The sequence below is a fragment of the Aggregatibacter kilianii genome, assembly GCF_003129965.1.
Classification (GTDB): domain Bacteria; phylum Pseudomonadota; class Gammaproteobacteria; order Enterobacterales; family Pasteurellaceae; genus Aggregatibacter; species Aggregatibacter kilianii_A.
This window is the reverse complement of the sequence record NZ_NRCJ01000001.1, coordinates 266535-288780: the sequence shown is the minus strand read 5'-3', so window position 1 is coordinate 288780 and position 22246 is coordinate 266535. Positions and strand designations below refer to the sequence as shown.

18 protein-coding genes are annotated in these 22246 nt (G+C 46.7%); 6 read left to right on the top strand and 12 right to left on the bottom strand.

Annotated features, from left to right (window positions below):
• Positions 1-22: 22 nt before the first annotated feature.
• The 7 genes from DK430_RS01260 to DK430_RS01230 form a co-directional block, all read right to left on the bottom strand.
• Complete coding sequence (locus DK430_RS01260) at positions 23-2257, bottom strand: transglycosylase SLT domain-containing protein (RefSeq protein WP_109077304.1); 2235 nt, start codon at positions 2255-2257, stop codon at positions 23-25.
• A gap of 92 nt (positions 2258-2349) precedes the next feature.
• Positions 2350-2646 (bottom strand): YciI family protein, encoded by a 297-nt coding sequence (locus tag DK430_RS01255; RefSeq protein ID WP_109077303.1) that lies wholly within the window; start codon positions 2644-2646, stop codon positions 2350-2352.
• 1 nt (position 2647) lies between these two features.
• Positions 2648-3118, bottom strand: coding sequence for an acyl-CoA thioester hydrolase YciA (gene yciA / locus DK430_RS01250; RefSeq protein WP_109077302.1), 471 nt, complete (start codon positions 3116-3118; stop codon positions 2648-2650).
• Positions 3119-3121: 3 nt separating this feature from the next.
• The gene (locus DK430_RS01245; RefSeq protein ID WP_109077301.1) at positions 3122-3673 is read right to left on the bottom strand and encodes a septation protein A; all 552 of its coding nucleotides are present in this window, start codon (positions 3671-3673) and stop codon (positions 3122-3124) included.
• Positions 3673-4437: a beta-methylgalactoside transporter gene (locus tag DK430_RS01240; protein ID WP_109077300.1), complete on the bottom strand. Its 765-nt coding sequence runs from the start codon at positions 4435-4437 to the stop codon at positions 3673-3675. Before DK430_RS01240 ends, DK430_RS01245 begins: the two co-directional genes overlap by 1 nt.
• A 142-nt stretch (positions 4438-4579) precedes the next feature.
• A complete protein-coding gene (gene recN / locus DK430_RS01235; protein ID WP_109077299.1) occupies positions 4580-6256 on the bottom strand; it encodes a DNA repair protein RecN in 1677 nt (558 codons plus the stop codon).
• A 73-nt stretch (positions 6257-6329) separates the two neighbouring features.
• Positions 6330-7247, bottom strand: coding sequence for an NAD(+) kinase (locus tag DK430_RS01230; protein WP_109077298.1), 918 nt, complete (start codon positions 7245-7247; stop codon positions 6330-6332).
• Between the two features lie 139 nt (positions 7248-7386).
• Between DK430_RS01230 and grpE the strand changes: the two genes are divergently transcribed.
• Positions 7387-7953 (top strand): nucleotide exchange factor GrpE, encoded by a 567-nt coding sequence (gene grpE / locus DK430_RS01225; protein ID WP_109077297.1) that lies wholly within the window; start codon positions 7387-7389, stop codon positions 7951-7953.
• Between the two features lie 119 nt (positions 7954-8072).
• Here the strand turns inward: grpE and mnmC are convergent, their stop codons facing one another.
• Positions 8073-10091, bottom strand: coding sequence for a bifunctional tRNA (5-methylaminomethyl-2-thiouridine)(34)-methyltransferase MnmC2/FAD-dependent 5-carboxymethylaminomethyl-2-thiouridine(34) oxidoreductase MnmC1 (gene mnmC / locus DK430_RS01220; RefSeq protein ID WP_109077296.1), 2019 nt, complete (start codon positions 10089-10091; stop codon positions 8073-8075).
• 172 nt (positions 10092-10263) lie between these two features.
• Between mnmC and fabB the strand changes: the two genes are divergently transcribed.
• The gene (fabB, locus tag DK430_RS01215) at positions 10264-11484 is read left to right on the top strand and encodes a beta-ketoacyl-ACP synthase I (protein ID WP_109077295.1); all 1221 of its coding nucleotides are present in this window, start codon (positions 10264-10266) and stop codon (positions 11482-11484) included.
• Positions 11485-11624: 140 nt separating this feature from the next.
• The gene (locus DK430_RS01210; protein ID WP_109077294.1) at positions 11625-13475 is read left to right on the top strand and encodes an ATP-binding protein; all 1851 of its coding nucleotides are present in this window, start codon (positions 11625-11627) and stop codon (positions 13473-13475) included.
• Positions 13476-13723: 248 nt separating this feature from the next.
• Here the strand turns inward: DK430_RS01210 and mglC are convergent, their stop codons facing one another.
• From mglC to DK430_RS01190, 4 genes are all read right to left on the bottom strand, one after another.
• On the bottom strand, positions 13724-14734 hold the full coding sequence (gene mglC, locus DK430_RS01205) for a galactose/methyl galactoside ABC transporter permease MglC (RefSeq protein ID WP_109077293.1): 1011 nt from the start codon (positions 14732-14734) through the stop codon (positions 13724-13726).
• Between the two features lie 18 nt (positions 14735-14752).
• The gene (gene mglA / locus DK430_RS01200) at positions 14753-16291 is read right to left on the bottom strand and encodes a galactose/methyl galactoside ABC transporter ATP-binding protein MglA (RefSeq protein WP_109077292.1); all 1539 of its coding nucleotides are present in this window, start codon (positions 16289-16291) and stop codon (positions 14753-14755) included.
• A 73-nt stretch (positions 16292-16364) separates the two neighbouring features.
• The gene (mglB, locus tag DK430_RS01195; RefSeq protein ID WP_109077291.1) at positions 16365-17357 is read right to left on the bottom strand and encodes a galactose/glucose ABC transporter substrate-binding protein MglB; all 993 of its coding nucleotides are present in this window, start codon (positions 17355-17357) and stop codon (positions 16365-16367) included.
• Positions 17358-17565: 208 nt separating this feature from the next.
• Positions 17566-18585 carry a substrate-binding domain-containing protein gene (locus DK430_RS01190; protein WP_109077290.1) on the bottom strand — a complete coding sequence of 340 codons (1020 nt, stop codon included), beginning with the start codon at positions 18583-18585 and terminating at the stop codon, positions 17566-17568.
• A 264-nt stretch (positions 18586-18849) separates the two neighbouring features.
• Between DK430_RS01190 and galT the strand changes: the two genes are divergently transcribed.
• The 3 genes from galT to galM all read left to right on the top strand — a co-directional run bounded on the left by galT (position 18850) and on the right by galM (position 22217).
• Positions 18850-19893, top strand: a complete 1044-nt coding sequence (gene galT / locus DK430_RS01185; RefSeq protein ID WP_109077289.1) for a galactose-1-phosphate uridylyltransferase — start codon at positions 18850-18852, stop codon at positions 19891-19893.
• 141 nt (positions 19894-20034) lie between these two features.
• Positions 20035-21189, top strand: a complete 1155-nt coding sequence (gene galK, locus DK430_RS01180; protein ID WP_109077288.1) for a galactokinase — start codon at positions 20035-20037, stop codon at positions 21187-21189.
• A complete protein-coding gene (galM, locus tag DK430_RS01175) occupies positions 21183-22217 on the top strand; it encodes a galactose-1-epimerase (protein WP_109077287.1) in 1035 nt (344 codons plus the stop codon). The genes galK and galM overlap by 7 nt, the downstream gene beginning before the upstream one ends.
• Positions 22218-22246: the final 29 nt, after the last annotated feature.

Genomic DNA, 22246 nt, shown 5'->3' with positions numbered 1-22246 from the left:
CTATACTATTAAACTAGTTCGCCTAGTATAGCCGATCAAACTCCTCATTGCTAAAGGTTTGTGGTTCTTCTTTTTCTTGCAGGATTTGATAATAAAAATCATAGGTCAGCACATTCTGCACATAGCCACGGGTTTCATAGAACGGAATGGACGCCACAAATTCGTCCATTGCCAGTTTGCCGTTGGCACGTGCCAGCCATTTTTCTACGCGGTGAGCGCCGGCGTTATAAGCGGAGGCAATCAAAATGCGATTATTCGGGTATTTGGCGTTAAGCTCCGCCAAATGTGCCGTGCCAAGCAAAATGTTATTCAGCGGCTTAAATAAATCCGCCTCACCCGTATAAGGTAGGTTGGCGTTGGTTGCCGTGGCTTTTGCAGTGCTTGGCAAAAGCTGCATTAAACCGCGTGCATTGGCGGAAGATTGCGCCTGCGGATTCCATGCGCTTTCCTGGCGGGCGATTGCCATGGCAAACGTTTTGGTCACGTTGTTGTTTACCATTGCCTGCGGTTTATTACCGATAAATCGTGGGCTAAGCGCAATATCAAAATAATCGCTATAGGCATTTGGCAGGCGCAGCTGAATATAATCAAAGGCTTTTGCCATAATGGAGCCGTCCACGCCTAAATCAAACCAATTTTGTTGATTGGCATATTGGCTCAAGGCGACTTGTTTCCATTTTTTTTCCTCGCCGGACTGATTTTCCAATAAAAAACGCCAACGTTGTTTTGCTGCACCGAGGCGATCCAGTTGGCGTAATTCGGCAATTTCATCCAGTGCGGGTTTTAGTTTTTTGTAGGTCTCAATCCAATATTCATCGGTGATGCTTGGCGCCATCAGTAATTCAGGTTGTCCGAAGTCGTAACCGCTGCCACGGTTTTTCGGATCCAGTTTTGCCGCCGCTAACATGGGATAAAAGCCGCGCTCCTGAGAAAGTGCGGTCAACATTTCGCGCGTTTTTTTGCTATCGCTTTTTTCCATGTTTTTGGCTATCCAATAACGCCATTCCTGTTTTTGCTTACCTTCCGCCGAAAGGGCATTAAGCCACGGTGTTAGCTCGGTTTTTTGCCAGATTGCCATGCGCAAACGGCGCTCGGTCAGGTTATCGGCGTTAAGTTTAGCAATTTCCACATCGCGCCATTGCTGGAATAACGGGCTTTCGTTATCAAAGAATCGCCCGAGAAAAGCCATTTTCCACTCACGGATTTCCGCCTCGTTCAGTTGCCAATCTTTCGCCCACTGCGCATAAGAAGCAAAGCCGGGCTCTTTCATATTTTCCGGCAATGTGCGCAAATAACGGGCGAAACTTTGCAGCACGGCGAATTTCATGGTGATTTTGTTATTTTCCATGAGCGGCAATCTTCCCGCTAATTCCGGTAAACCGGCCGGATTTTTGAGTAATTTTTGTAGCTGTTGTAAGCGCGCAGCAACCATTTCATCTTCTTTGGCGCCATCTACTTTGTTTAATTCCGTCGCCAATAACGCCAAGCCTTTTTCATCGTTTTTAGTAAAGAGATTTTCGGCTTTTTGATAAATTTTCGCTGCTGTTCTGCCGCCGTCGGAATACCATTTAGCCCATAACTGCGCATCATTCGGTAACTCGCCGTTGTTTAACCAAAGCTGTTCGTAACGGGCGAGGATCTTCGGCATTTCGTCAGGATTGGCATTGGGGTTTTTATTCGCCTCGTTACGCTGACGCGCCAGCTGATATTCCGCATTCAGCACGGCAAGCTGCATTTCTAGGGTTTTCGGCTTAACGGTTTGTGAATAGTTCACCAAGTCCTCAAGATCGTCGACATTTGTTAACAAAGTGAAAATGCTTTGCGCTAATTTTTCCCGAAGAAAATGTGTTGGGTGCTGTTTGATAAATTGTTCGATTTCCTGTTTTAGCACCTTCACTTCGTCTTTCGGTGTCTCAAGATTCGTGCTCTTAATCCGCGCGTCAAAATATGCCGCTATGGCGTCTTCTTGCAACGGATAATCTTTCAGATCTTCAATTAATTTCAGGAACACGGCTTGGTTGGTAGAAACGCCGTTATTTTTGACCGCACTTTTTAGCAGGCTTTCCAGTTGAAGAAAGGTCGCACGCTGTTTGAGCAGATTCAGTTCCGAACTGTGCTGTTGTTGTGCCCATTTTGCGTGTTCATATGCCGCATTCGCCTTGTGCCCGTGGCGATCCTTGTGCTGATTGGCAAAGGCGGTGGCGGAAAGTGCGGTCAAAATTAACAGTGAAATGGAGGTTTGTTTCAAAAATCGCATAGTCATTTTCCTGCTTTGAATATGGGAAAGGCGGAGTGTGAATCCGCCTTTGGAAAATTAGTTAAAAATTGATAGTCAATCTTTCTTGAAAATCAAAACACCTTTTTAAACGGTTTGACGATGACATCGCCATAGACGCCGGCTTCCACATAAGGATCTTGCGCCGCCCAGTCTTTTGCCGCTTGCAGGCTGGCAAATTGAGCGATAACCGTGGAACCGGTAAAACCCGCTTCGCCCGGATTTTCATCGTCAATTGCCGGATTCGGACCGGCGGTGAGCAGACGACCTTCCGATTGTAATTGTGTTAAACGGGCAAGATGTTGCTCACGTACGCTCAAACGTTGTGCCAGCGTATTCGGTTTATCTTGCGCAAAAATGACATAATACATTTTATTTCTCCGTTTGATTCGCTTGAATTTGTGCCAAGGCGTTATCCAATTCGTGATTGTTTTCGCGAGGGATGGCTCTGGATTTGCCTTCGTTATTCACGGCGACAAAGGTAAACACCGCCTCGGTAACGCAATAACGTTCGCCGATAGGTTCGCTGGCGACTTTTTTCACCCAGACTTCCACTTTGATTTTGAGGGAACTGCGTCCCACATGCAAACAGCGTCCGTAACAGCATACAACATCTCCGACAGTGACCGGGCGGATGAAGTTCATACTTTCTACTGCCACGGTGACCACACGCCCGTGGGCGATTTCTTTGGCGAGAATCGCACCGCCCATATCCATTTGGGACATAATCCAACCACCGAAAATATCTCCGTTGGCATTAGTATCGGAAGGCATAGCCAGGGTTCTTAACAATAAAGTACCGTGCGGTTGCGCGTTTCTTGGATCAACTGATTGATGTGCCATAGTTTATTCCTTTGTTTGTTCCTGTTCGTTTTTAGGTAAATAGCGATAAATATAAATGCCGCTAACAATGGTGGCAACAAACGTCATGCCGATAATGCCGAAAGATTTAAAATCAACCCAAATATCATCGGAGAGGTATTGGCTGATATAAATGTTTACCAGCATACATAAAATGAAGAAGCCGCTCCAGCCGAGGTTCAAATTTTTCCATGCGGCTTCCGGCAATTCGATTTCTTTGCCGAGCAATTGTTTAATCAGCAATTTTTTGAAGCCGAATTGTGCGATGAGTAACACTAATGCAAAAAGCGCATAGATAATCGTGACTTTCCATTTTAAAAATTCAAGATCGTTAAAGTAGGCGGTGAGCGTACCGAAGAAAACCACGGCGCCCGCAACAAATTTTTGCTGGGTTTCGATTTTGCCGTATTTTACTTTCAAAATAATAAATTGCACGATAGTGGCAACGACCAGCGTTATTGCCGCTTCGCGAATTCCCACCAGCTTATATACGGCAAAAAATAAAATTAACGGAATAAATTCAAGGAGTTGTTTCATCAGTTTTCATCTCTCGGAACAAATAGGGTGTAAAAACGATAAATAATAATCAGCGCAAAAACATTGAGAAAGGCATCGAACATGCCCATCAGAATCGACATAAAAATATTGGCGGAAAGGCGCAATAAAAAAGCTTCGCCCATGGGCAACACGACATAAATCAGCAGGCATAAAATGAATAGCTGTGAAGCCCGCTCGCTGCCGGCACGCAAAACGGTTTGCAGACTGCTACCAATGGAGGCGTTGGTCAGCAAATAATGGATCGGGCTTAAACATAAACGCACATATAAGCCTATGCCGAAAATAATGGCAAGGACGGAAATGATGGAAGGTTCGGTTTTTTGTTGTACTGCGATCAGAGACTCAAGCAGACCGATCAGCATGGGAATCAAAATTGCCACAAATAGGATAGTTACGCCAATAATACGTTTTAATGCGGCAAGAAAACAGTCGGATAACCCCATAAAACGGCGCTGACTGATTTGGTGAATAATCACGACAAACCACGCCGAAAGGAAGATATAACCCAACTGCTTAATCGTAAATGCGCCGATTAAACCGCTTACCATTTCCTCCGGAATGTTTGGCATACCGTTGCTATCCATGGTTATGGTGATGGTTTCTTCCGGCAGAAGTGAAGAAGTAAAAAGCGCAATACAAAAATTCGCCACGAAAAAAAGCAGGGAAAGGGTAATCACCATGCGCTTTTCATTTCGGATAAAATTCCAGCTGTCTCGAATAATTTGGGTAAAGTTTATGGGCATTTAACAGACTCAATTTAAGCTCAAAGAAAGTGCCTAATTATACTGGCTTTAAACAGAAAAGCACAAAAAAACTGCTTATCAATTTATTTCTCTGATCAAAATACCCGAATTTTTTACCGCACTTTAAGGCATTTCTCTGAAATTAAGCCGCCGCGTCTAACATTTCTTGTGCGTTGGCAAGGACGGTATCGGTGATTTTGCTGCCGCCCAGCAATTTCGCGAGGGCTTTCACTCGTTGTGACGGAGAAAGTACGGTCATTTTTGTCTCCGTTTTATTTTCCACTGTAGATTTTTCCACGGAAAAATGATGTGTCCCATGGCAGGCAACCTGCGGCAAATGGGTGACACAAATTACTTGGCATTTTTCGCTCAGTTTTCTTAATAATTTTCCGACTACGTTGGCGGTTGCACCGCTGATCCCCACATCAATTTCATCGAAGATTAAGGTTGGAATCGCCGTTTGGTTGGAGGCTTGCACCTGAATTGCCAACGCAATACGGGAAAGTTCACCGCCGGAAGCGATTTTGGCAAGCGGTTGTGGTGTCTGTCCTAGGTTACTTTGTAGCGTGAAAGTGATGAAATCCGCGCCGTTGGAACCGATTTTGTCATAATCCGTATTTAGTGTAATAAAGAATTCCGCGTGTTCCATGGCAAGTTGCTTAATGGATTTTGTGACCTGTTGCGCCAGTTTTTGTGCGCCTAATTGCCGACTTTGGTGAAGTGCGGTAGCGGTGGCGAGCATTTTTTCATGTGCCGCTTGCGCCAGTTTGATGAGAGCTTCTTCACTGCCGGAAAAATCCACCAATTCGTTTAATTCCGCTTTTAATTGATGATGAAAAGCCACCAACTCCTGCGGCTTCACATTGTGCTTGTGCGCCAGTTGCACCGCCAGCCCCATCCGTTGTTCAATATCCGCCAATAATGCCGGATCCTGTTCGATATTACTGCTTAGCGCTTGGATTTCATTGGTGGCTTCCTGTACTTGAATCAATGCTTCGTTTAACAAGCTCTGCACGTCTGCGTAACGGTTATCCAACTCACAAAGCTCGTCTAAATGTTGGGTGGCGCGATAGAGTAGGGAGTCCACGCTGACCGTTTCATTTTCGCTTAACAGTTGTAACACCGATTGAGACAATTGCGTCAATGCTTCGCTGTTGGACAAACGGCTGTGATCCGCCTCCAGTTCCGCATATTCATCGGGTTTCAGATTGAATTCATCCAATTCGCTCACTTGGTATTGTAAGAGTTGTTTTCTGGCTTCATTTTCCGCGCATTTTTGTTGGAAAGTTTTCACTTGCTGTTGCAGATCGCGCCAACTTTGATAATCCGCCTGCATTTGCTGTAAAAGTGCGGGATGATGGCAGAAACTATCGACCAGTTGTAGTTGATACTCGTTTTTTAATAACAATTGTGAGGCGTGTTGTCCGCTGATTTGAATCAGGTGTTGCCCGATTTCTTTGAGTTGCGCGGCAGAGACGGGAATGCCGTTAATAAACCCTTTGGAACGTCCGTCATGATTTATGATGCGGCGTAAAATACATTCTTCGGGATTGTCCTGATCCTGTAATTCCTGTTCCAGCAGAAATTGATAGGCGGGATTGCTTTTATTGATGTGGAAGGTGGCGCAAATGTCGGCGCGATCCTGACCTTCGCGTAACATAGAGGCTTCCGTGCGTTGCCCTAAACACACACCCAATGCGTCGATGGCAATGGATTTGCCGGCACCGGTTTCGCCGGTAATGACCGACATACCTTGCATTAATTCAATGTTTAAGTGGCGTACGATAGCAAAATTATTGATAGTGAGTTGGGTTAACATAAACAATCCTCTTTACTGTATGTTTGTCAGTATAATACTGTTCTAATATACAGTAAAGCGGATTTTTATGGCGCTAGGATTTATTTCTTAGCCAGCCCAGCTTAGAGCTTAATACTTTGTAATAATTATAGTTTTTTAAGTGAAGTAAACGCAACGTGTGCTCGCTTTTTTGAATATGTACCACATCGTAAGGGGAGAAAGGCATGGCGATTTGGCTGTCGCAACCCACTTCCAGTTGGGAGGTGTTGTATTCGGCGAAACGCATGGAAATTTTGCTGTTGCCGTCAATCACCAACGGGCGGGAAGTTAAGGTGTGCGGAAACATCGGCACTAAGGCGATAGCATCCAGTTTCGGCGTCAGAATCGGGCCGCCGGCAGATAAGGAATAGGCGGTGGAGCCGGTCGGCGTGGAAATAATTAAGCCGTCGGAGCGTTGGGAAAAGGCAAATTGATCGTTGATATGTACATGGAAATCAATCATGTGGGCGATTTTTGCCGGGTGAATCACCGCTTCATTTACGGCAATTCCGCTTGCGACAATTTCATTGTCACGCTCGATGGAGGCTTGTAGCAAAAAGCGTTCTTCTACAAAAAATTCGCCGTGTTCCAGACAGGCTTGGAGTTGCGCGTAAGCATTTTTCGGGTCGATGTCCGTTAAAAAGCCAAGATGACCCCGATTAATTCCAATCAACGGAATGTTGTATTTGGCTAAAATGCGTGCACGACTTAACATATTGCCGTCACCGCCAATCACGATAGCAAGCTGTGCCTGGCTGCCGATTTCATCCACCGAAGCCAAATGTTTCGGCGGAAGTTCGATTTTCTCCCCGATTTCCCGTTCCACCAGAACATGATAACCGTGCTCCAACAGCCAAAAAAACAGGTTTTTATGCATTTGCAGAGTTAAGTCATTTCTCGGTTTTCCCACCAAACCGATGGTTTGAAATGACGTGTGTAACGTTTGCGGTTTTGCCGCATTTAAGGTATCCATATTTATCTTGAGATTAACTTGAATTCGAAAAATTGGGCATTATATTACAACAGACCCCCTTTGCTTGCCAGCAAACAGACATGGTAAGTTTAAGATTTTTTGCTATAATCGCCCAAGTTTTATTCAAGGAGAAATGATAATGACAGACCAACAACGCGCGGACAATCAGCACGAATTGGAACAAGAAGAACTTGTTGATGAAGTGCAAGCGCAAAGCGAAGATCCGCTGGAAGAAGCCATTGCCCGTGTGCAGGAATTAGAAGCGCAACTTGCCGAAACCTCAAAAAAAGAACAGGATTTATTGTTGCGCACCCGTGCCGAAATTGACAATATCCGTCGCCGCACCGAACAAGACATTGAAAAAGCGCATAAATTTGCGTTAGAAAAATTTGCCAAAGACATTTTAAACACCATTGATAACCTTGAACGCGCCCTCGCCACCCCGGCAAATATGCAGGATGAAAGCGTAAAAGCCTTATTCGACGGCGTTGAATTGACCTTAAAAGAATTATTGGCGACCGTTGCCCGTTTCGGTATTGAGCCGGTCGGCGTAGTTGGTGAAACTTTTAATCCGGATTTACACCAAGCCATTTCCATGCAACCGGCAGAAGGTTTTGAAAGCAACCAAATCACCGCCGTATTGCAAAAAGGTTATTTGCTTAATGGACGCATCATTCGCCCGGCAATGGTGATGGTGGCGGCGTAAGTTAAGCTGAAAGTTAAAAAGTGCGGTCGTTTTGAAAAACGTTTTTAAAACCCACCGCGCTTTTCAGAAAAAGAAAAAGGAGAAGTGATGAGCTTCTCCTTTTTTGTTGCTTTGAATCGTTAAAGATCCGCCGGAGACGTGCCCTTCAGAAACTTTCGTATCCAACTACGACTTGCTGTCAGGTGGTGAATTAAGTCTTCGCCAAGCGGGAGCGGTTCGTTGTAAATTAACGATGCCAAGGTTTCGCCCAGTATCGGCGCGGAGGTTAAACCGCGTGAGCCGAGCGCGCCGATGAGGTAGAGGTTCGGGAACACGGCGGCGAGCGGAATCGGTTGTTTGCGACGGCGCAGGTTAAACAGGTTTTTGTAATCGGCACATTGCTGTTCGAAATTCGGCACATTGCCCATCATCGGAATACGATCCCGCACGGCGCAGCGCACGCCGATTCGCGCCAAATTGGCGGAGGTATCCACGTCTTTCACCCAAGGCATTTCAGCTAAATTCTTTTGGATTTTTTCCTGATTTTCCCGTTGTTCCTGTTCGCTAAAGGTTCGGTCGGTACAATCGCGCACATGGCTGGCACCGATGCAATGGCCGGTTTTTGCCTGATCGGCAGGCGTGAGGTAGCCGTCATAACAGAGTACGGATTTCAGTTTCAGCAGATTTTCCGAGGTGGGAATCTGGCTGACTTGCCCGCGCACGGCATAGAGCGGCAAATGCTGCGTTTGCGGGAATTGATGGAGCCGATGCCCGTTCGCCAGCACCACAATGCTGTGTTGATATTGCTCGCCTTGCTCATTTGTCAGCTGCCAGAGATTTTCCCGCCATAAAAGTGCGGTGATTTTTTCCTGCGTTTTTAAGATTAAGCCCTGTTGTTGCAAATAAGCGAACAAATTTTGTACGAACTGCTGCGGCGCGAGCCAAGCGCCTTGCGGAATAAATCCGCCGCCGCAAGGTAGCGGCAAGCCGACTTTTTCGCTTAATTCTGCCTGTGTTAAGGTTTGATACAGGCTTTCAGGCAGCTGAAGTTGCGAAACTTTTTGTAATTTGACCGCACTTTTTTCGTTATATCCGCACAGTGCCACGCCGCAAAATTCATGTTCAAAGGCAATATGTTTTTCCGCTTCGTGTAACAGTTGTAAGCCGTAAGCGAAGGCGTGAATGTAAAAGCGAATGTTGCGTTCGTCATCATCGCTCAGTTGCGGATAAAACGCGCCTTGTTTGTTGCCGGAGGCGTTCATTGCCGGCTGAGGATCTTCGCAATACAGCGTGACGTTGGCGCCCCGTTGCATTAACGCAAGCGCGGTAAACAGAGACGCCACGCCGCCGCCCACAATGGCAACGTCCGTCACGCCTTGAAATTGGGCGGGTTGCGGCAGATACCAAGGGGTAAAAAGTGCGGTCGGTTTTTCAAGTGTTTTTTCGCCCGCCAAACACTCCCGTTTCTTGCCGTAGCCTTTCCGTTTTTGCACGTTGAAGCCTGCCTTCTCTAAGCCCTTACGCACCGAACTTGCCGCCGTAAAGGTGGCGAAAGTGCCTAGCGGTTTGGTGTAGCGATACATTTGCTCGTAGAGTTCGTCGTTCCACATGTCAGGGTTTTTGCTTGGCGCGAAGCCGTCTAAAAACCAAGCGTCAATTTTGTCGCGCATGTAATCGCCCAGTTGCGGCAAATTGTCGTGAATGTCGCCGAACCACAAATCCAGCGTGGTTTCTGCAAAATGAAAACGATAGCATCCTTCGATAGGCTCCAGCCAATATGCCTGCAATTGTTCGGCGAGGGCGGCAAATTGCGGGTAATGTTGATGGGCGAGCGTTAAGGCCTCTACAGTTAGCGGGTATTTTTCAAAGGAAATAAAAAATAAGCGTTTGAGCGGAGATTGCGGAAATTCGCTGCAAAATTGACGAAAAAGCGTGGTCACGGCGGAAAAATTCAATCCCGTGCCGAAGCCGGTTTCCGCAATGACGAAATGCGCCTGTTGGTGTTGTTGCCAGCGTTGCCATAAATGATTGCCCTGTTGGAAAACGTAGCGGCTTTCTTCCAAACCGTCTTGGTTAGAAAAATACACATCGTCGAATTGGTTGGAGACTGGCGTGTTTTCCGGGTTGAAGGTGATGTCGGCGTGAGTGATGACGCGCATTGGGCTTGATTTCCTTTGTTCGTTTCAATGTGGCTTATATGATACGCCGATTTTGCCTAACTGGTCTAACGTTATAATTAATGCTTGCAATATTTTGATTTCATAGTAAATTGCCTTTCAGCTAACAAATGTAAGTCGAAATTGTTTTCCCCAACCCATTAAGGAATAAAGAATGAAAAGAGTCGTAATTACCGGATTTGGCATCATTTCTAGTATTGGTAACAATAAAGAAGAAGTCTTGGCTTCGTTAAAAGCCGGTAAATCCGGTATTGAAGTGGTTCCTGAGTTTATCGAAATGAAAATGCGTAGCCATGTGGCTGGCACGGTGAAACTCAATCCGAGCGAGTTAATCGATCGCAAAATTTATCGTTTCATGGGTGACGCCGCCGCCTATGCTTATCTTTCCATGAAAGAGGCTATCGAAGATGCAGGCTTAACAGAAGAACAAGTCTCCAACGAACGCACCGGTTTGGTCATCGGCGCCGGTACCGGTTCCGCCCACAACCAATTAGTCGCCTGTGATGCCGTGCGCGGTCCGCGTGGTGTGAAAGCCATCGGTCCTTATGCGGTAACCAAAACCATGGCATCCAGCGTATCCGCCTGTTTGGCGACACCATACAAAATCAAAGGTGTGAGTTACAGTATCAGCTCCGCTTGCGCCACTTCCGCACACTGTATCGGTAACGCTTACGAATTAATTCAATTAGGTAAACAAGATGTCGTTTTCGCCGGCGGTGCGGAAGAATTGTCTTGGGAATGCGCTACCGAATTCGACGCTATGGGCGCGGTTTCTACCAAATATAACGACACTCCGACTAAAGCCTCCCGTGCTTATGATGCTAACCGTGACGGCTTCGTGATCGCCGGCGGCGGTGCGGTTGTGGTGGTAGAAGAGTTGGAACACGCTCTTGCGCGCGGTGCGAAAATTTACGCGGAAATTGTAGGCTACGGCGCCACTTCCGACGGCTACGACATGGTCGCACCGAGCGGTGAAGGCGCGGAACGCTGCATGAAACAAGCCATGGCAGGTTTAGATGCGCCGATCGATTATATCAACGTACACGGTACATCCACTCCTGTGGGCGACGTGAAAGAACTGGGCGCGATTAAAAACGTATTCGGCGATAAAATCCCGGCGATTTCTTCCACTAAATCCATGACAGGCCACTCCTTAGGGGCAGCAGGTGCGCACGAAGCCATTTACACCTTGTTAATGTTGCACAACGATTTCATCGCACCGAGCATTAACATCGAAACCTTAGACGAGCAGGCGCAAGGTTGTAACATTGTGACCGAAACTGTGGAAAACGCCGGTTTACAAACTGTGATGTCCAACAGCTTCGGTTTCGGCGGCACCAACGCCACCTTAGTTTTTAAACGTTACAACGGTTAATCTTTCAGGTTAATTTCCCTTAAAAGTGCGGTCGAAATTCAATGTGTTTTTCGACCGCACTTTTTTTGTCCCCGCAAAACTTCTCCGCCTATTTGCCATAAGGTACAATAGCCATCATTTTTCTTTTGTCACGGAATGCTATGAAAAATCTTAAAGACTTTGTTCGACGCTATGTAGATTGGGTGATCCGTCTCGGGCGCATTCGCTTTTCTCTGCTTGGCGTCATGGTGTTGGCGGTGCTGGCGCTTTGCACGCAGATTTTGCTCAGTTTGTTGGTGGTGGGGGAAATTCATTGGGCAGATGTGGCGCGTTCCATCGTGTTCGGTTTGATTTCCGCGCCTTTCGTGATTTATTTTTTCACGGTGTTGGTGGAAAAACTGGAGCATTCCCGCCAGGCGCTTTCCCGTTCCGTGCAAGAATTGCGCAAAGAAGTGCAGGAGCGGGTTTCGGCGGAAAAGAAATTATCGGAGGCCTTGGATAATTTAGAAAAAATCAACCGTGATAAAACGACACTGATGACCACCATCAGCCACGAATTGCGCACTCCGTTAAACGGCATTATCGGCTTGAGCCGCATTTTATTGGAAGAAAAACCCACTGAACGCCAACAAAACTACCTCAAAACCATCAACAGCAGCGCCACCTCTCTCGCGCATATTTTCGGCGATATCATTGATTTAGAGAAAATCGACGCAAAACGTATTGATTTGAATCGCAAAGAAACGGATCTATACGAATTACTCAACGACATTTCTAACTTTGCCCTGCTCATGACGGAAGAAAAGCATCTGCAATTTCATCTTATTTGCCCGCCGACCCTACCGAATTGGCTGATGTTGGACGGTGTGCGGTTGAGTCAGGTGTTGTGGAATTTGATTAATAACGCGGTGAAATTTACCCGGCAGGGCAGTATCACCTTGTCCGTCGAACAAACGGCTGAAGATGAATTTGCTTTGCGCGTCACCGACACCGGCATCGGCATTGCCGAGCAGGATTTGCAGAAGATTTTCGATTTGTATTATCAGGCAGGTTCCGATGCCAATAAATCTTTGGGTAGCGGCATCGGGTTATCCGTGTCAAAAGCCATTGCGCAGCTGATGGACGGCGATTTAACCGTCACCAGCCAGGTTGGTAAAGGCTCCACGTTCTTATTTACTTTCAAAGCCCAACAAGCCATTAAACCGACAGATCAAAACGAACATTTGCCGTTGAAATTAAACATTTTGCTGGTGGAAGACATTGAAGTGAACGTGGTGGTGGCGAAATCTATGTTAGAAAAACTCGGCTATCAAATTGACGTCGCCATGACCGGCGCGGAAGCCATTCGTAAATTTGAACAAAATTACTACGATTTAGTTTTTCTGGACATTCAGCTGCCCGATATGTCGGGCTTTGACATTGCCGCACACCTGCGCAAAAACTACGAAAACGGCGTGTATGATTTCTTGCCGCCGCTCATTGCGCTGACCGCCAATGTGGTTCAGAAAAAACAGGCATATCTGGCACAAGGCATGGATGACGTGATTCACAAGCCGTTATCACTGGAGGAACTCCGACATTGCCTGCATGATTATTTCGGCGAAGAGTTGAGTCAGTTTAGTTTGCCGAACAATAAACCGCTGCAAGATTCCGTGGATCTGGATACAAAAATGCTTGCGGAACTGGTGGAAATGCTCGGTGTGGATTTCGTGAAAAATAACCTCACCTTATTTGAACAAACCATGACGGATTATATTGCCGAACTGCAACACGCCTACCAAACCTATTTAGCCGACCCGCAAACGCAAGGGAATGTGCTTTCCATTGCTCATAAAATCAAAGGCGCACTGGCGTCCGTCGGACTAAAACGCCTGCAACAGATCGCCGCGCTGGCACAGAATGGCGACACGGAAAACTGGCCGGGCAATATTGCGGGTTGGGTGGATATGCTGGCGGCTGAATGGCAAACGGATGTAGCGAAATTGCGGGAATGGTTGGGTGAGTATGAATAGAAAAAATGTGGGAAAGACCGACCGCACTTGAGGTTTTTGGTTTTTGAGGGCCGACTTTACGTCTGTCTGATACCCGCTGATTTGCTCCAAGCGTGGATGCTTGAACCGTCAAATGCGTTCAACGCTATTTTAAATTCCCCAACGGGGAATGGCTGCTTAACCTAGGGTAACTTGTTACCTAGAAGAAAAAACAACGACCGCACTTAATAAAGTGCGGTCGTTTTTCATGGCGTTTTTCAGACGGAAGATTATTTTTTCTTCGCGTATTTCAAGGAGTCAATAGCAACGGCGAGGATGATGATGCTGCCTTTGATGATGTATTGCCAGTATGGGTTGACGCCGATGTAGGTTAAGCCGTAGTTGATCACGGTGAAGATAATCACCCCGGTGATGACGCCGATAACCGTGCCCACGCCGCCGGCGAAGGAAACGCCGCCCACCACGCAGGCTGCGATAGCGTCCAATTCGTACATGAAGCCGAGGTTGTTGGTGGCGGAGCCGATACGGCCGGCTTCCAACATCCCGCCGAAGGCATAGAACATCCCGGCGATGATGTAGATTACCACAAGGTTGCGTGCCACGTTGACGCCGGACACTTTTGCCGCTTCAGGGTTGCCGCCGATGGCGAAGATGTTTTTACCGAAGCGGGTTTTGTTCCACATCACCCAAACTAAGAAAGCGCAAACGGCGGCGTAGATCGTGATGTAGGAAAGCTTAAACGAACCGATACGGAAGAAGCCTTGAGCGAATGTGGAGAAGTTTTCGCTGAAGCCTGCAATCGGCGAGCCGCCCACAGCATCGTAATAAAGTGAGTTGAAGCCGTACACGATGATCATGGTGCCCATGGTGGCGATAAACGGTGTGACGTTTAAATACGCAATGACCAAACCGTTCACCAAACCGATTACAGCGCCCACGGCACAGACCGCCAGAATCACCACCGGAATCGGAATTTCGCCTAAATCAGGGAACACGCGGTTCATGTTTTCCATGGATTGCAACATCGTGGCGGAAATCACCGCAGCCAAGCCCACCTGACGACCGGCGGACAAGTCGGTACCTTGTGTCACCAACAAGCCGGCAACACCGAGGGCGATGATTAAACGCACGGAAGATTGGGTGAGAATGTTACTGAAGTTCATTAAGTTAAGAAATGACGGATCTTGTGCGATGATGATGCCAAGTAAAATCAACAACACAAAATAAATCGCATTCTGTTTCAGAAAATCAAAGGATTTATTTTTTTCTAAAGCACTCATAATGTATTCCTTTCTTATTTATAAATATTTTGCCGCAAGTTGCAAAATTTCTTCTTGTGAGGTTTTCGCGGTTTCCACAATACCGGCGACTTTACCGTTACTCATCACCAAAATTCGGTCGGTCACACCAAGCAATTCCGGCATTTCGGAGGAAATCATGATGATGCCTTTGTCTTTTTTGGCAAGTTTTTGAATGAGTTGGTAAATTTCGAATTTGGCGCCGATGTCGATGCCTCGGGTCGGTTCGTCTAGCATGAGGATTTCCGGTTGGGTTAATAACCAGCGCCCGATAATCACTTTTTGTTGGTTACCGCCGGAGAGGGAACCGATGGTGGTTTTGTGGGATGGGGTTTTTACGTTCATTGAATCAATAACCCATTGGGTGTCGCTGCGCATTTTTTTGTTGCTCAGCAATTTCCATGGGGTGAGGTAAGATTTCATGTTGGAAATCAACGAGTTGAATTCAATGCTTAAATTGGAATAAATCCCCGTGGAGCGACGCTCTTCGGTTACCAGCGCAAAGCCGTTATTGATTGCTTCAAGTGCGGTGTGATTTTTCACTGTTTTTCCGTGCAATGTAATTTTGCCGCTTTTCAGTTCGCGCACACCGAAAATGGCTTCCACCACGTCCGTACGTTTGGCGCCTACCAAGCCTGCGATGCCGAGAATTTCCCCTTTGCGTAAATCGAAGGACACATCCTGAATAGACGGTTGGTTAAGTGCGGTCAGATTTTCCACCGTTAAAATCACTTCCTTCGGCGTATTGGTTTTTTCCGGGAAGCGTTGGGTGAGTTCGCGACCTACCATCATGGAGACGATTTGCTCCATGGTAGAGCCTTTCACCGGCACGGTGTTGATCCATTTGCCGTCGCGCAGAATAGTAATTTCGTCACAAATTTTGAAAATTTCATCCATTTTGTGGGAAATATAAATAATACCGCAGCCGCGATCTTTTAGTTTTTGAATGATTTTAAACAGATGCTCCACTTCTTTTTCGGAAAGGGAGGATGTGGGTTCATCCATAATCACGATTTTGGCGTTATAAGAAAACGCTTTCGCAATTTCGATCATCTGCATTTGAGAAACGGAAAGTTTCGCCACTTTTTCTTTCGGATCAATGTCAATATCCAATTCGTCAAAAATGGCTTTGGTGTCACGGTACATTTTGGCGTGATCAACAAAAGGACCCTTCAACGGATAACGCCCTAACCACAGGTTATCCATCACGCTGGTTTGACGCACCAGGTTCAATTCTTGGTGCACCATAGAAATGCCGTTTTCCAAGGCTTCTTTGGAGGTTTTAAAGTTGACGGGTTTGCCTAAAAATAAAATATCACCTTCATCTTTAGCATAAATACCAAATAAACATTTTAATAACGTGGATTTACCCGCACCGTTTTCCCCCATCAATGCGTGTACAGAATGTGAACGGACAGTTAGGTTTGCATGATCTAAGGCTTTTACACCCGGAAAGGATTTGCTGACATTGGTCATCGTGAGCAGCACTTCTCCCTCTAGGCTTTGGCTCTCACGCGGACGTTGATGTTGTTCTGTCATATCCAACCTCACAAAAAAGGGGAAGAGACGTTATGGTTGTCTATGGCTTCCCCTTGAATTTAAAACAAATGATTTATTTTAAGAATTGAGACAAATTGTCTTTATCTACACCGACATAAGGAATACGCACAACGCGATCTTTAAGTTCCCATTTGGTGCCTTCGGTGGCAGGTTTGCCGTTTGCCAAGTTATTGGACAAGTCCACAACCGCTTTACCTTGACCGGCGCCGTCGTTCAAGACCGTACCGGCAATGTCACCTTTTTTGATGAGTTGCAATACTTCAGGCAGCGCATCTACACCGAAAATCGGTAATTTTTTGCCGTGTGCTTTGGTCGCTTCCAATGCGCCCATCGCCATACCGTCGTTGTTGGAAATAATGACTTCGATGTCATTGGCTTTGGAACTGGATAACCAAGCATCCACTTTGTCTTTCGCCATTGCCGCATCCCACATACCGGTATCGATGAAGAGTTGTTCGGTTTGGATGCCTTGTGCGTTTAATTGCTCAATCACATATTTGGTACGTGCTTCTGCATCAGGGTGGCCCGGTTCGCCTTTTAATAAGACGTATTGGATTTTGCCGTCTTTATTTAAGTCAAATGCCGGCATGGCCTTCCATTGTTTGGCGATTAAGTCGCCTTGGATTAAGCCGGATTCTTTTGGATCAGTGCCCACATAATAAGCGTTTTCATAGCTACCGATGGCTTTGGCGCCCGGATCTTTATTGAAGAACACCACAGGGATATTATCCGGTTTTGCTTTGCCGATAATGGTCGGTGCGGCAGACGGGTCAACCAAGTTGATGGCAAGGGCTTTGACGCCTTTTGACAGCAATACGTCAACTTGGTCGTTTTGGATGGATTGCGCGTTTTGAGAGTCGTTCATGAGCAATTTCACATCTTGTAACTGTTCTGCATCTTTTTGAATTTCTTTACGCATTAAAGACATGAAGTTGTCATCATATTTGTAAATGGTTACACCGATACGGGTTTCCGCTTGCGCCGCACTGATGCCGGCACCAAAAGCTACTGCTAAAGCAACCGCACTTAATACTGTTTTTTTCATACTGCCTGTTCTCCATTGACTGTTTTAAAATTGGAAGAGGTATTTAACGTGATAATTTTTAAGACATTATTATCAATTCTTACCTTTTTACACTGCAATCGCTACTCAGGTAATTGGGCGTAGAATAGCGTTTTTTATGTTTCAAGACTGTGATCATATTCACATTTATGAAAACGATTACATCTTTAATGTAAAAAATATGACAAATTTAGCGTTTTTCTCCTATGTGATGGGCGTTTTCTACTGAAAAGCGTCGAACTAATGTCGGGTTAAATTGTGGATTGATTGGCAGATTTACGTCCTTCTCTACCAGACTGAGCGCCAGTTTTGCCGCATAATTTGCCATGAGATCAATAGGATAACGAATAGTGGTGAGTTTCGGTACTAAATAACGGGCAATGGGCATATCGTCAAAACCGATAATGGAAAATTGTTTCGGCACTTTGATATTGTTTTCATTGAGCACGGATAACGCGCCTGCCGCCATGGAATCGTTATAGGCGACTACGGCGGTGAGGTTATCGTTATAACTTAATAAATTGATCATCGCTTCCTCACCGCCTTCAAAATCCGGTGAATTATGCACGATAGCATTTTCTACGATAGGAATATGGTGTTCGGTCAAAGCGTTTAAATAGCCTTGTTTGCGTTCAACTTCATCAATAATTTTATGATTGGAACCGATATAGCCGATATGTCGATGCCCTGCCTGAATTAAAGTGTTGGTGGCAATAAACGTGCCTTTCTGGTTGTCCAGACTGACACAGCGGGACTCATAACCTTTAATGCAACGATTGATAATCACCATACCCGGCACGGAGTCCAAATAACCCGCCAGTGTTTCATCATCCAATGCTTTGGAATGCACCACCAAACAATTACAGCGTTTGCGTAACAGGGTATCAATGGCATCCCGTTCTTTTTCCGCCTGATGGTAGCCCATGCCGATCAAAATATTTTTGCCGTGCTCCATTGCTACGTGATCCACGGCTTTGACTAAAATTGCAAAAAAGGAATCCGTCACGTCGGTAACCACCACGCCGAGGGTATCGGAACTTTGCGACGCCAGCGCCTGTGCATTGGCGTTAGGGCGATAACCCAACAGCTCAATGGCGTTTAACACCAAATGGCGGGTTTTGTCTTTGGTGGAAGGGTGGTTATTTAATACTCTGGAGACCGTTGCGACAGATACGCCCGCCTGATTGGCGACATCTCGAATCGTGACCATAGAATACCTTTTTAGATTCCGTTGAAATTTGCCAAATCATAAGTCTAAATGTTTCTATTTGAAAACGTTTACTTTCAAAATTGACGGGTTCGTCACAAATTTTTGTCTTTCTTGAGGCATTTTGATGATAAAAGTGCAGGTGAAATCCATTTTTGTGATCTCGGTAACAGTTTATTTTGCTAAATATGCTATGTTATGCCATATTTTTTGTAATCGTTTTCATAAGTCAGCTATAACCGACAAAACCGAATCAGGAGGCGCATGATGACAACCGTTTTTGACCCCACAGAACATCCTCACCGCAGATATAACCCATTGATTGACCAATGGGTTCTTGTTTCTCCGCATCGCGCCAAACGCCCATGGCAAGGGCAACAGGAAAAAGTCAGCGAAGAGCAAAAACCGAGTCACGATCCGAATTGTTATCTTTGCCCGCGTAATAAACGCATTACCGGCGAGCCGAATCCCGATTATCACAAACCCTACGTGTTCAAAAACGATTTTTCCGCGTTGTTGGAAGACACGCCCGCCCCGCAATACAACGACAATCCGCTGTTTCAAAGCTCACAAGCCCGTGGGGAAAGTCGTGTCATTTGCTTTTCCCCCGACCATAGCAAAACGCTACCATTATTGACCGCACTTGAGATCGAAGACGTGATTAAAGTTTGGCAGGAGCAGTTGCGCGAACTCGGTCAAAAATACCAATGGGTACAAATCTTTGAAAATAAAGGCGCGGCGATGGGTTGTTCCAACCCGCACCCGCACGGGCAAATCTGGGCTAACAGCTTCCTGCCGAACGAAGTAGCGCGGGAAGACAAAGCACAACGTCAATATTATGAAAAACACGGCTCCGTGCTGTTGGTGGATTATGTTCAACAGGAACTTGCCCGAAAAGAACGGATCGTGGTGGAAACGGCACATTGGGTTGCCGTAGTGCCTTATTGGGCGGTGTGGCCGTTTGAAACCTTGTTGTTGCCGAAAGCGCATGTTAAACGCTTAACGGAATTAAGTGACGCACAAGCCAAGGATTTAGCGGTGATTTTGAAAAAACTCACGACTAAATACGACAACCTGTTTGAAACCTCTTTCCCGTACTCCATGGGCTTCCACGCCGCACCGTTTAACGGCGAAGCAAACGACCATTGGCAGCTCCACGCCCATTTCTACCCGCCGTTGTTGCGTTCCGCCACCGTGCGTAAGTTTATGGTGGGCTACGAAATGCTCGGCGAAAGCCAGCGTGATTTAACGGCGGAACAGGCGGCAGAAAGATTGCGTGCGTTGAGTGAAGTGCATTATAAAGAAAGATAATCGCATTGCCCGTGGGTAAGTATATCCACGGTTAGGCATAGTCGTTCCCCTTTGGGGAACCTGCAATTTTTACCCCAACGGGGTAAGCTGATAATTAACCTAGGGTAACGCGTTACCCTAGGTATTTCGGAAGGAAATAATATGACCCCAATCCAAAAATCCCAACACATTTTCACCCAAAAACATAACAAACAACCGGAACTCACCGTGTATGCACCTGGTCGCGTTAATATTATCGGCGAGCACACCGATTACAACGACGGTTTCGTCATGCCGTGCGCCATTAATTACGGCACGGCGATTGCCGGGGCGAAACGCAACGATCATATTTGGAACGTGTATGCCGCCGATTTGGATTTATCCGATGAGTTTTCGCTCGATGATTCTCTTATGCAAAGTGAACAAAAATGGGCGAATTATGTGCGCGGGGTGGTGAAATTCATTCAAGAACGTTGCCCGGATTTCAAGCAGGGCGCAGATTTGGTGATTTCCGGCAATGTGCCGCATTCTTCCGGTTTGAGTTCTTCGGCGGCGTTGGAAGTGGCGACGGGGAAATTCTGTCAGCAATTGGGCGATTTGCCGTTAAGTCATACGGACATTGCGCTCATCGGGCAAAAAGCGGAAAACAAATTCGTCGGTGCTAATTGCGGCAATATGGATCAACTGATTTCCGCCCTTGGGCAGCAGGATCACTTGCTGATGATTGACTGCCGTAGCCTTGAAACCAAACCAACGCCCGTGCCGCAGGATGTGGCGGTGATTATCGTGAATTCCAACGTGCCGCACGATTTGGTGACCGGCGAATACAACACCCGCCGTCAACAATGTGAACGTGCGGCAGCATTCTTTGGCGTGAAAGCCTTGCGGGATGTGTCCGTGGCGCAATTTAAGGAAAAAGAAGCGGAATTGACCGCTCTTGATCCGTTAGTTGCAAAACGTGCCAGACATATCGTGACGGAAAACCAACGGGTGCTGGATGCGGTGGATGCCTTGCAACGGAACGACTTAACCCGCTTAGGTGAATTAATGGGGCAGTCCCACGATTCCATGCGCGACGATTTTGAAATCACCGTGCCGCAAATTGATTATTTGGTGGAATTGGCGCAATTGGTTATCGGCAAAAGCGGCGGTGCGCGTATGACCGGCGGCGGTTTCGGCGGTTGTATCGTCGCCCTTGCGCCGCATGACAAAGTGGAAGCGGTGCGCAAAATTATTACCGATAACTACGAAAAACAAACGGGCTTGAAAGAAGATTTCTACGTTTGTACCGCTTCGCAAGGAGTGCACGTATGTTAGAACAGCATGCTCAAGACATTGCGCCGGACGGTTTGCCGTTTCAGGTTTTCACCTTGCAAAATGCGCAGGGAATGCGCGTGCAATTTACCGATTGGGGCGCGACCTGGACATCTTGCCGCGTGCCGGTGAACGGTGAATTGCGCGAAGTGTTGCTCGGCTGCAAATTGGAAGATTACCCCGTGCAACAAGCTTATTTGGGCGTAAGCGTGGGGCGTTATGCCAACCGCATTGCCAACGCGCAATTTCCGCTCAATGACCAAATCGTGACCTTAACCGCCAACCAAGGCAAACACCAGTTACACGGTGGAAACGGTTTTGACAAACGCCGCTGGGCGTTAGAAAAGTGCGGTGAAAATTTTGTGTGTTTTTCACTGCATTCTGCCGACGGCGATCAGGGTTTTCCCGGCAACCTGGATGTCTCCGTGACTTACACTTTAACGGACGAAAATTCGCTGAAAATTGAATATGCGGGGCTCAGCGATCAAGACACCGCGCTGAATTTAACCAATCACGCGTATTTCAACTTGGAAAATGCCACACAAGGCACGGATGTGCGTCATCACAGTTTACGCCTTAACGCTGATTTTTACCTGCCCGTTGACAGCGAAGGTATTCCTAATTCACCGTTAAAACACGTTGTGGGCACGAGTTTTGATTTCCGCATCGCCAAGCCGATTCAACAGGATTTTCTTCAGGGCGAACAGCTTGCCACCAAAGGCTACGACCATTCCTTTATCGTCAACAAAGCCTGGCAAAAACCTTGTGTTTTGTTGAGTTCACCTAATGGCGATTTGCCGTTGGAGGTGCTGACATCCCAAGCGGCGTTACAGGTTTACACCGGCAATTTCCTCGCCGGTACGCCAACCCGTGAAGGGAAGGAATACGCCGATTACAGCGGTATTGCGTTGGAAACCCAATGTCTCCCTGATACCCCAAATCACCCCGAATGGCAAAACTACGGCGGCATCGTAAAAGCGGGTGAGGAATATTATCAATGGACGGAATATCGCTTTAAGGGATGTGAATAAGCAAAAAAAGTGCGGTGAAAAAACATTGT

Excerpts from the sequence above, each read along its gene's own strand:
- mglA (WP_109077292.1), bottom strand. The coding sequence starts at position 16,291 with ATGACAGAACAACATCAACGTCCGCGTGAGAGCCAAAGCCTAGAGGGA.
- DK430_RS01190 (WP_109077290.1), bottom strand. The coding sequence starts at position 18,585 with ATGGTCACGATTCGAGATGTCGCCAATCAGGCGGGCGTATCTGTCGCA.
- DK430_RS01245 (WP_109077301.1), bottom strand. The coding sequence starts at position 3,673 with ATGAAACAACTCCTTGAATTTATTCCGTTAATTTTATTTTTTGCCGTA.
- mnmC (WP_109077296.1), bottom strand. The coding sequence starts at position 10,091 with ATGCGCGTCATCACTCACGCCGACATCACCTTCAACCCGGAAAACACG.
- DK430_RS01260 (WP_109077304.1), bottom strand. The coding sequence starts at position 2,257 with ATGCGATTTTTGAAACAAACCTCCATTTCACTGTTAATTTTGACCGCA.
- grpE (WP_109077297.1), top strand. The coding sequence starts at position 7,387 with ATGACAGACCAACAACGCGCGGACAATCAGCACGAATTGGAACAAGAA.
- galT (WP_109077289.1), top strand. The coding sequence starts at position 18,850 with ATGACAACCGTTTTTGACCCCACAGAACATCCTCACCGCAGATATAAC.
- DK430_RS01230 (WP_109077298.1), bottom strand. The coding sequence starts at position 7,247 with ATGGATACCTTAAATGCGGCAAAACCGCAAACGTTACACACGTCATTT.
- fabB (WP_109077295.1), top strand. The coding sequence starts at position 10,264 with ATGAAAAGAGTCGTAATTACCGGATTTGGCATCATTTCTAGTATTGGT.
- DK430_RS01210 (WP_109077294.1), top strand. The coding sequence starts at position 11,625 with ATGAAAAATCTTAAAGACTTTGTTCGACGCTATGTAGATTGGGTGATC.
- mglC (WP_109077293.1), bottom strand. The coding sequence starts at position 14,734 with ATGAGTGCTTTAGAAAAAAATAAATCCTTTGATTTTCTGAAACAGAAT.
- yciA (WP_109077302.1), bottom strand. The coding sequence starts at position 3,118 with ATGGCACATCAATCAGTTGATCCAAGAAACGCGCAACCGCACGGTACT.
- galK (WP_109077288.1), top strand. The coding sequence starts at position 20,035 with ATGACCCCAATCCAAAAATCCCAACACATTTTCACCCAAAAACATAAC.
- mglB (WP_109077291.1), bottom strand. The coding sequence starts at position 17,357 with ATGAAAAAAACAGTATTAAGTGCGGTTGCTTTAGCAGTAGCTTTTGGT.
- DK430_RS01240 (WP_109077300.1), bottom strand. The coding sequence starts at position 4,437 with ATGCCCATAAACTTTACCCAAATTATTCGAGACAGCTGGAATTTTATC.
- galM (WP_109077287.1), top strand. The coding sequence starts at position 21,183 with ATGTTAGAACAGCATGCTCAAGACATTGCGCCGGACGGTTTGCCGTTT.
- recN (WP_109077299.1), bottom strand. The coding sequence starts at position 6,256 with ATGTTAACCCAACTCACTATCAATAATTTTGCTATCGTACGCCACTTA.
- DK430_RS01255 (WP_109077303.1), bottom strand. The coding sequence starts at position 2,646 with ATGTATTATGTCATTTTTGCGCAAGATAAACCGAATACGCTGGCACAA.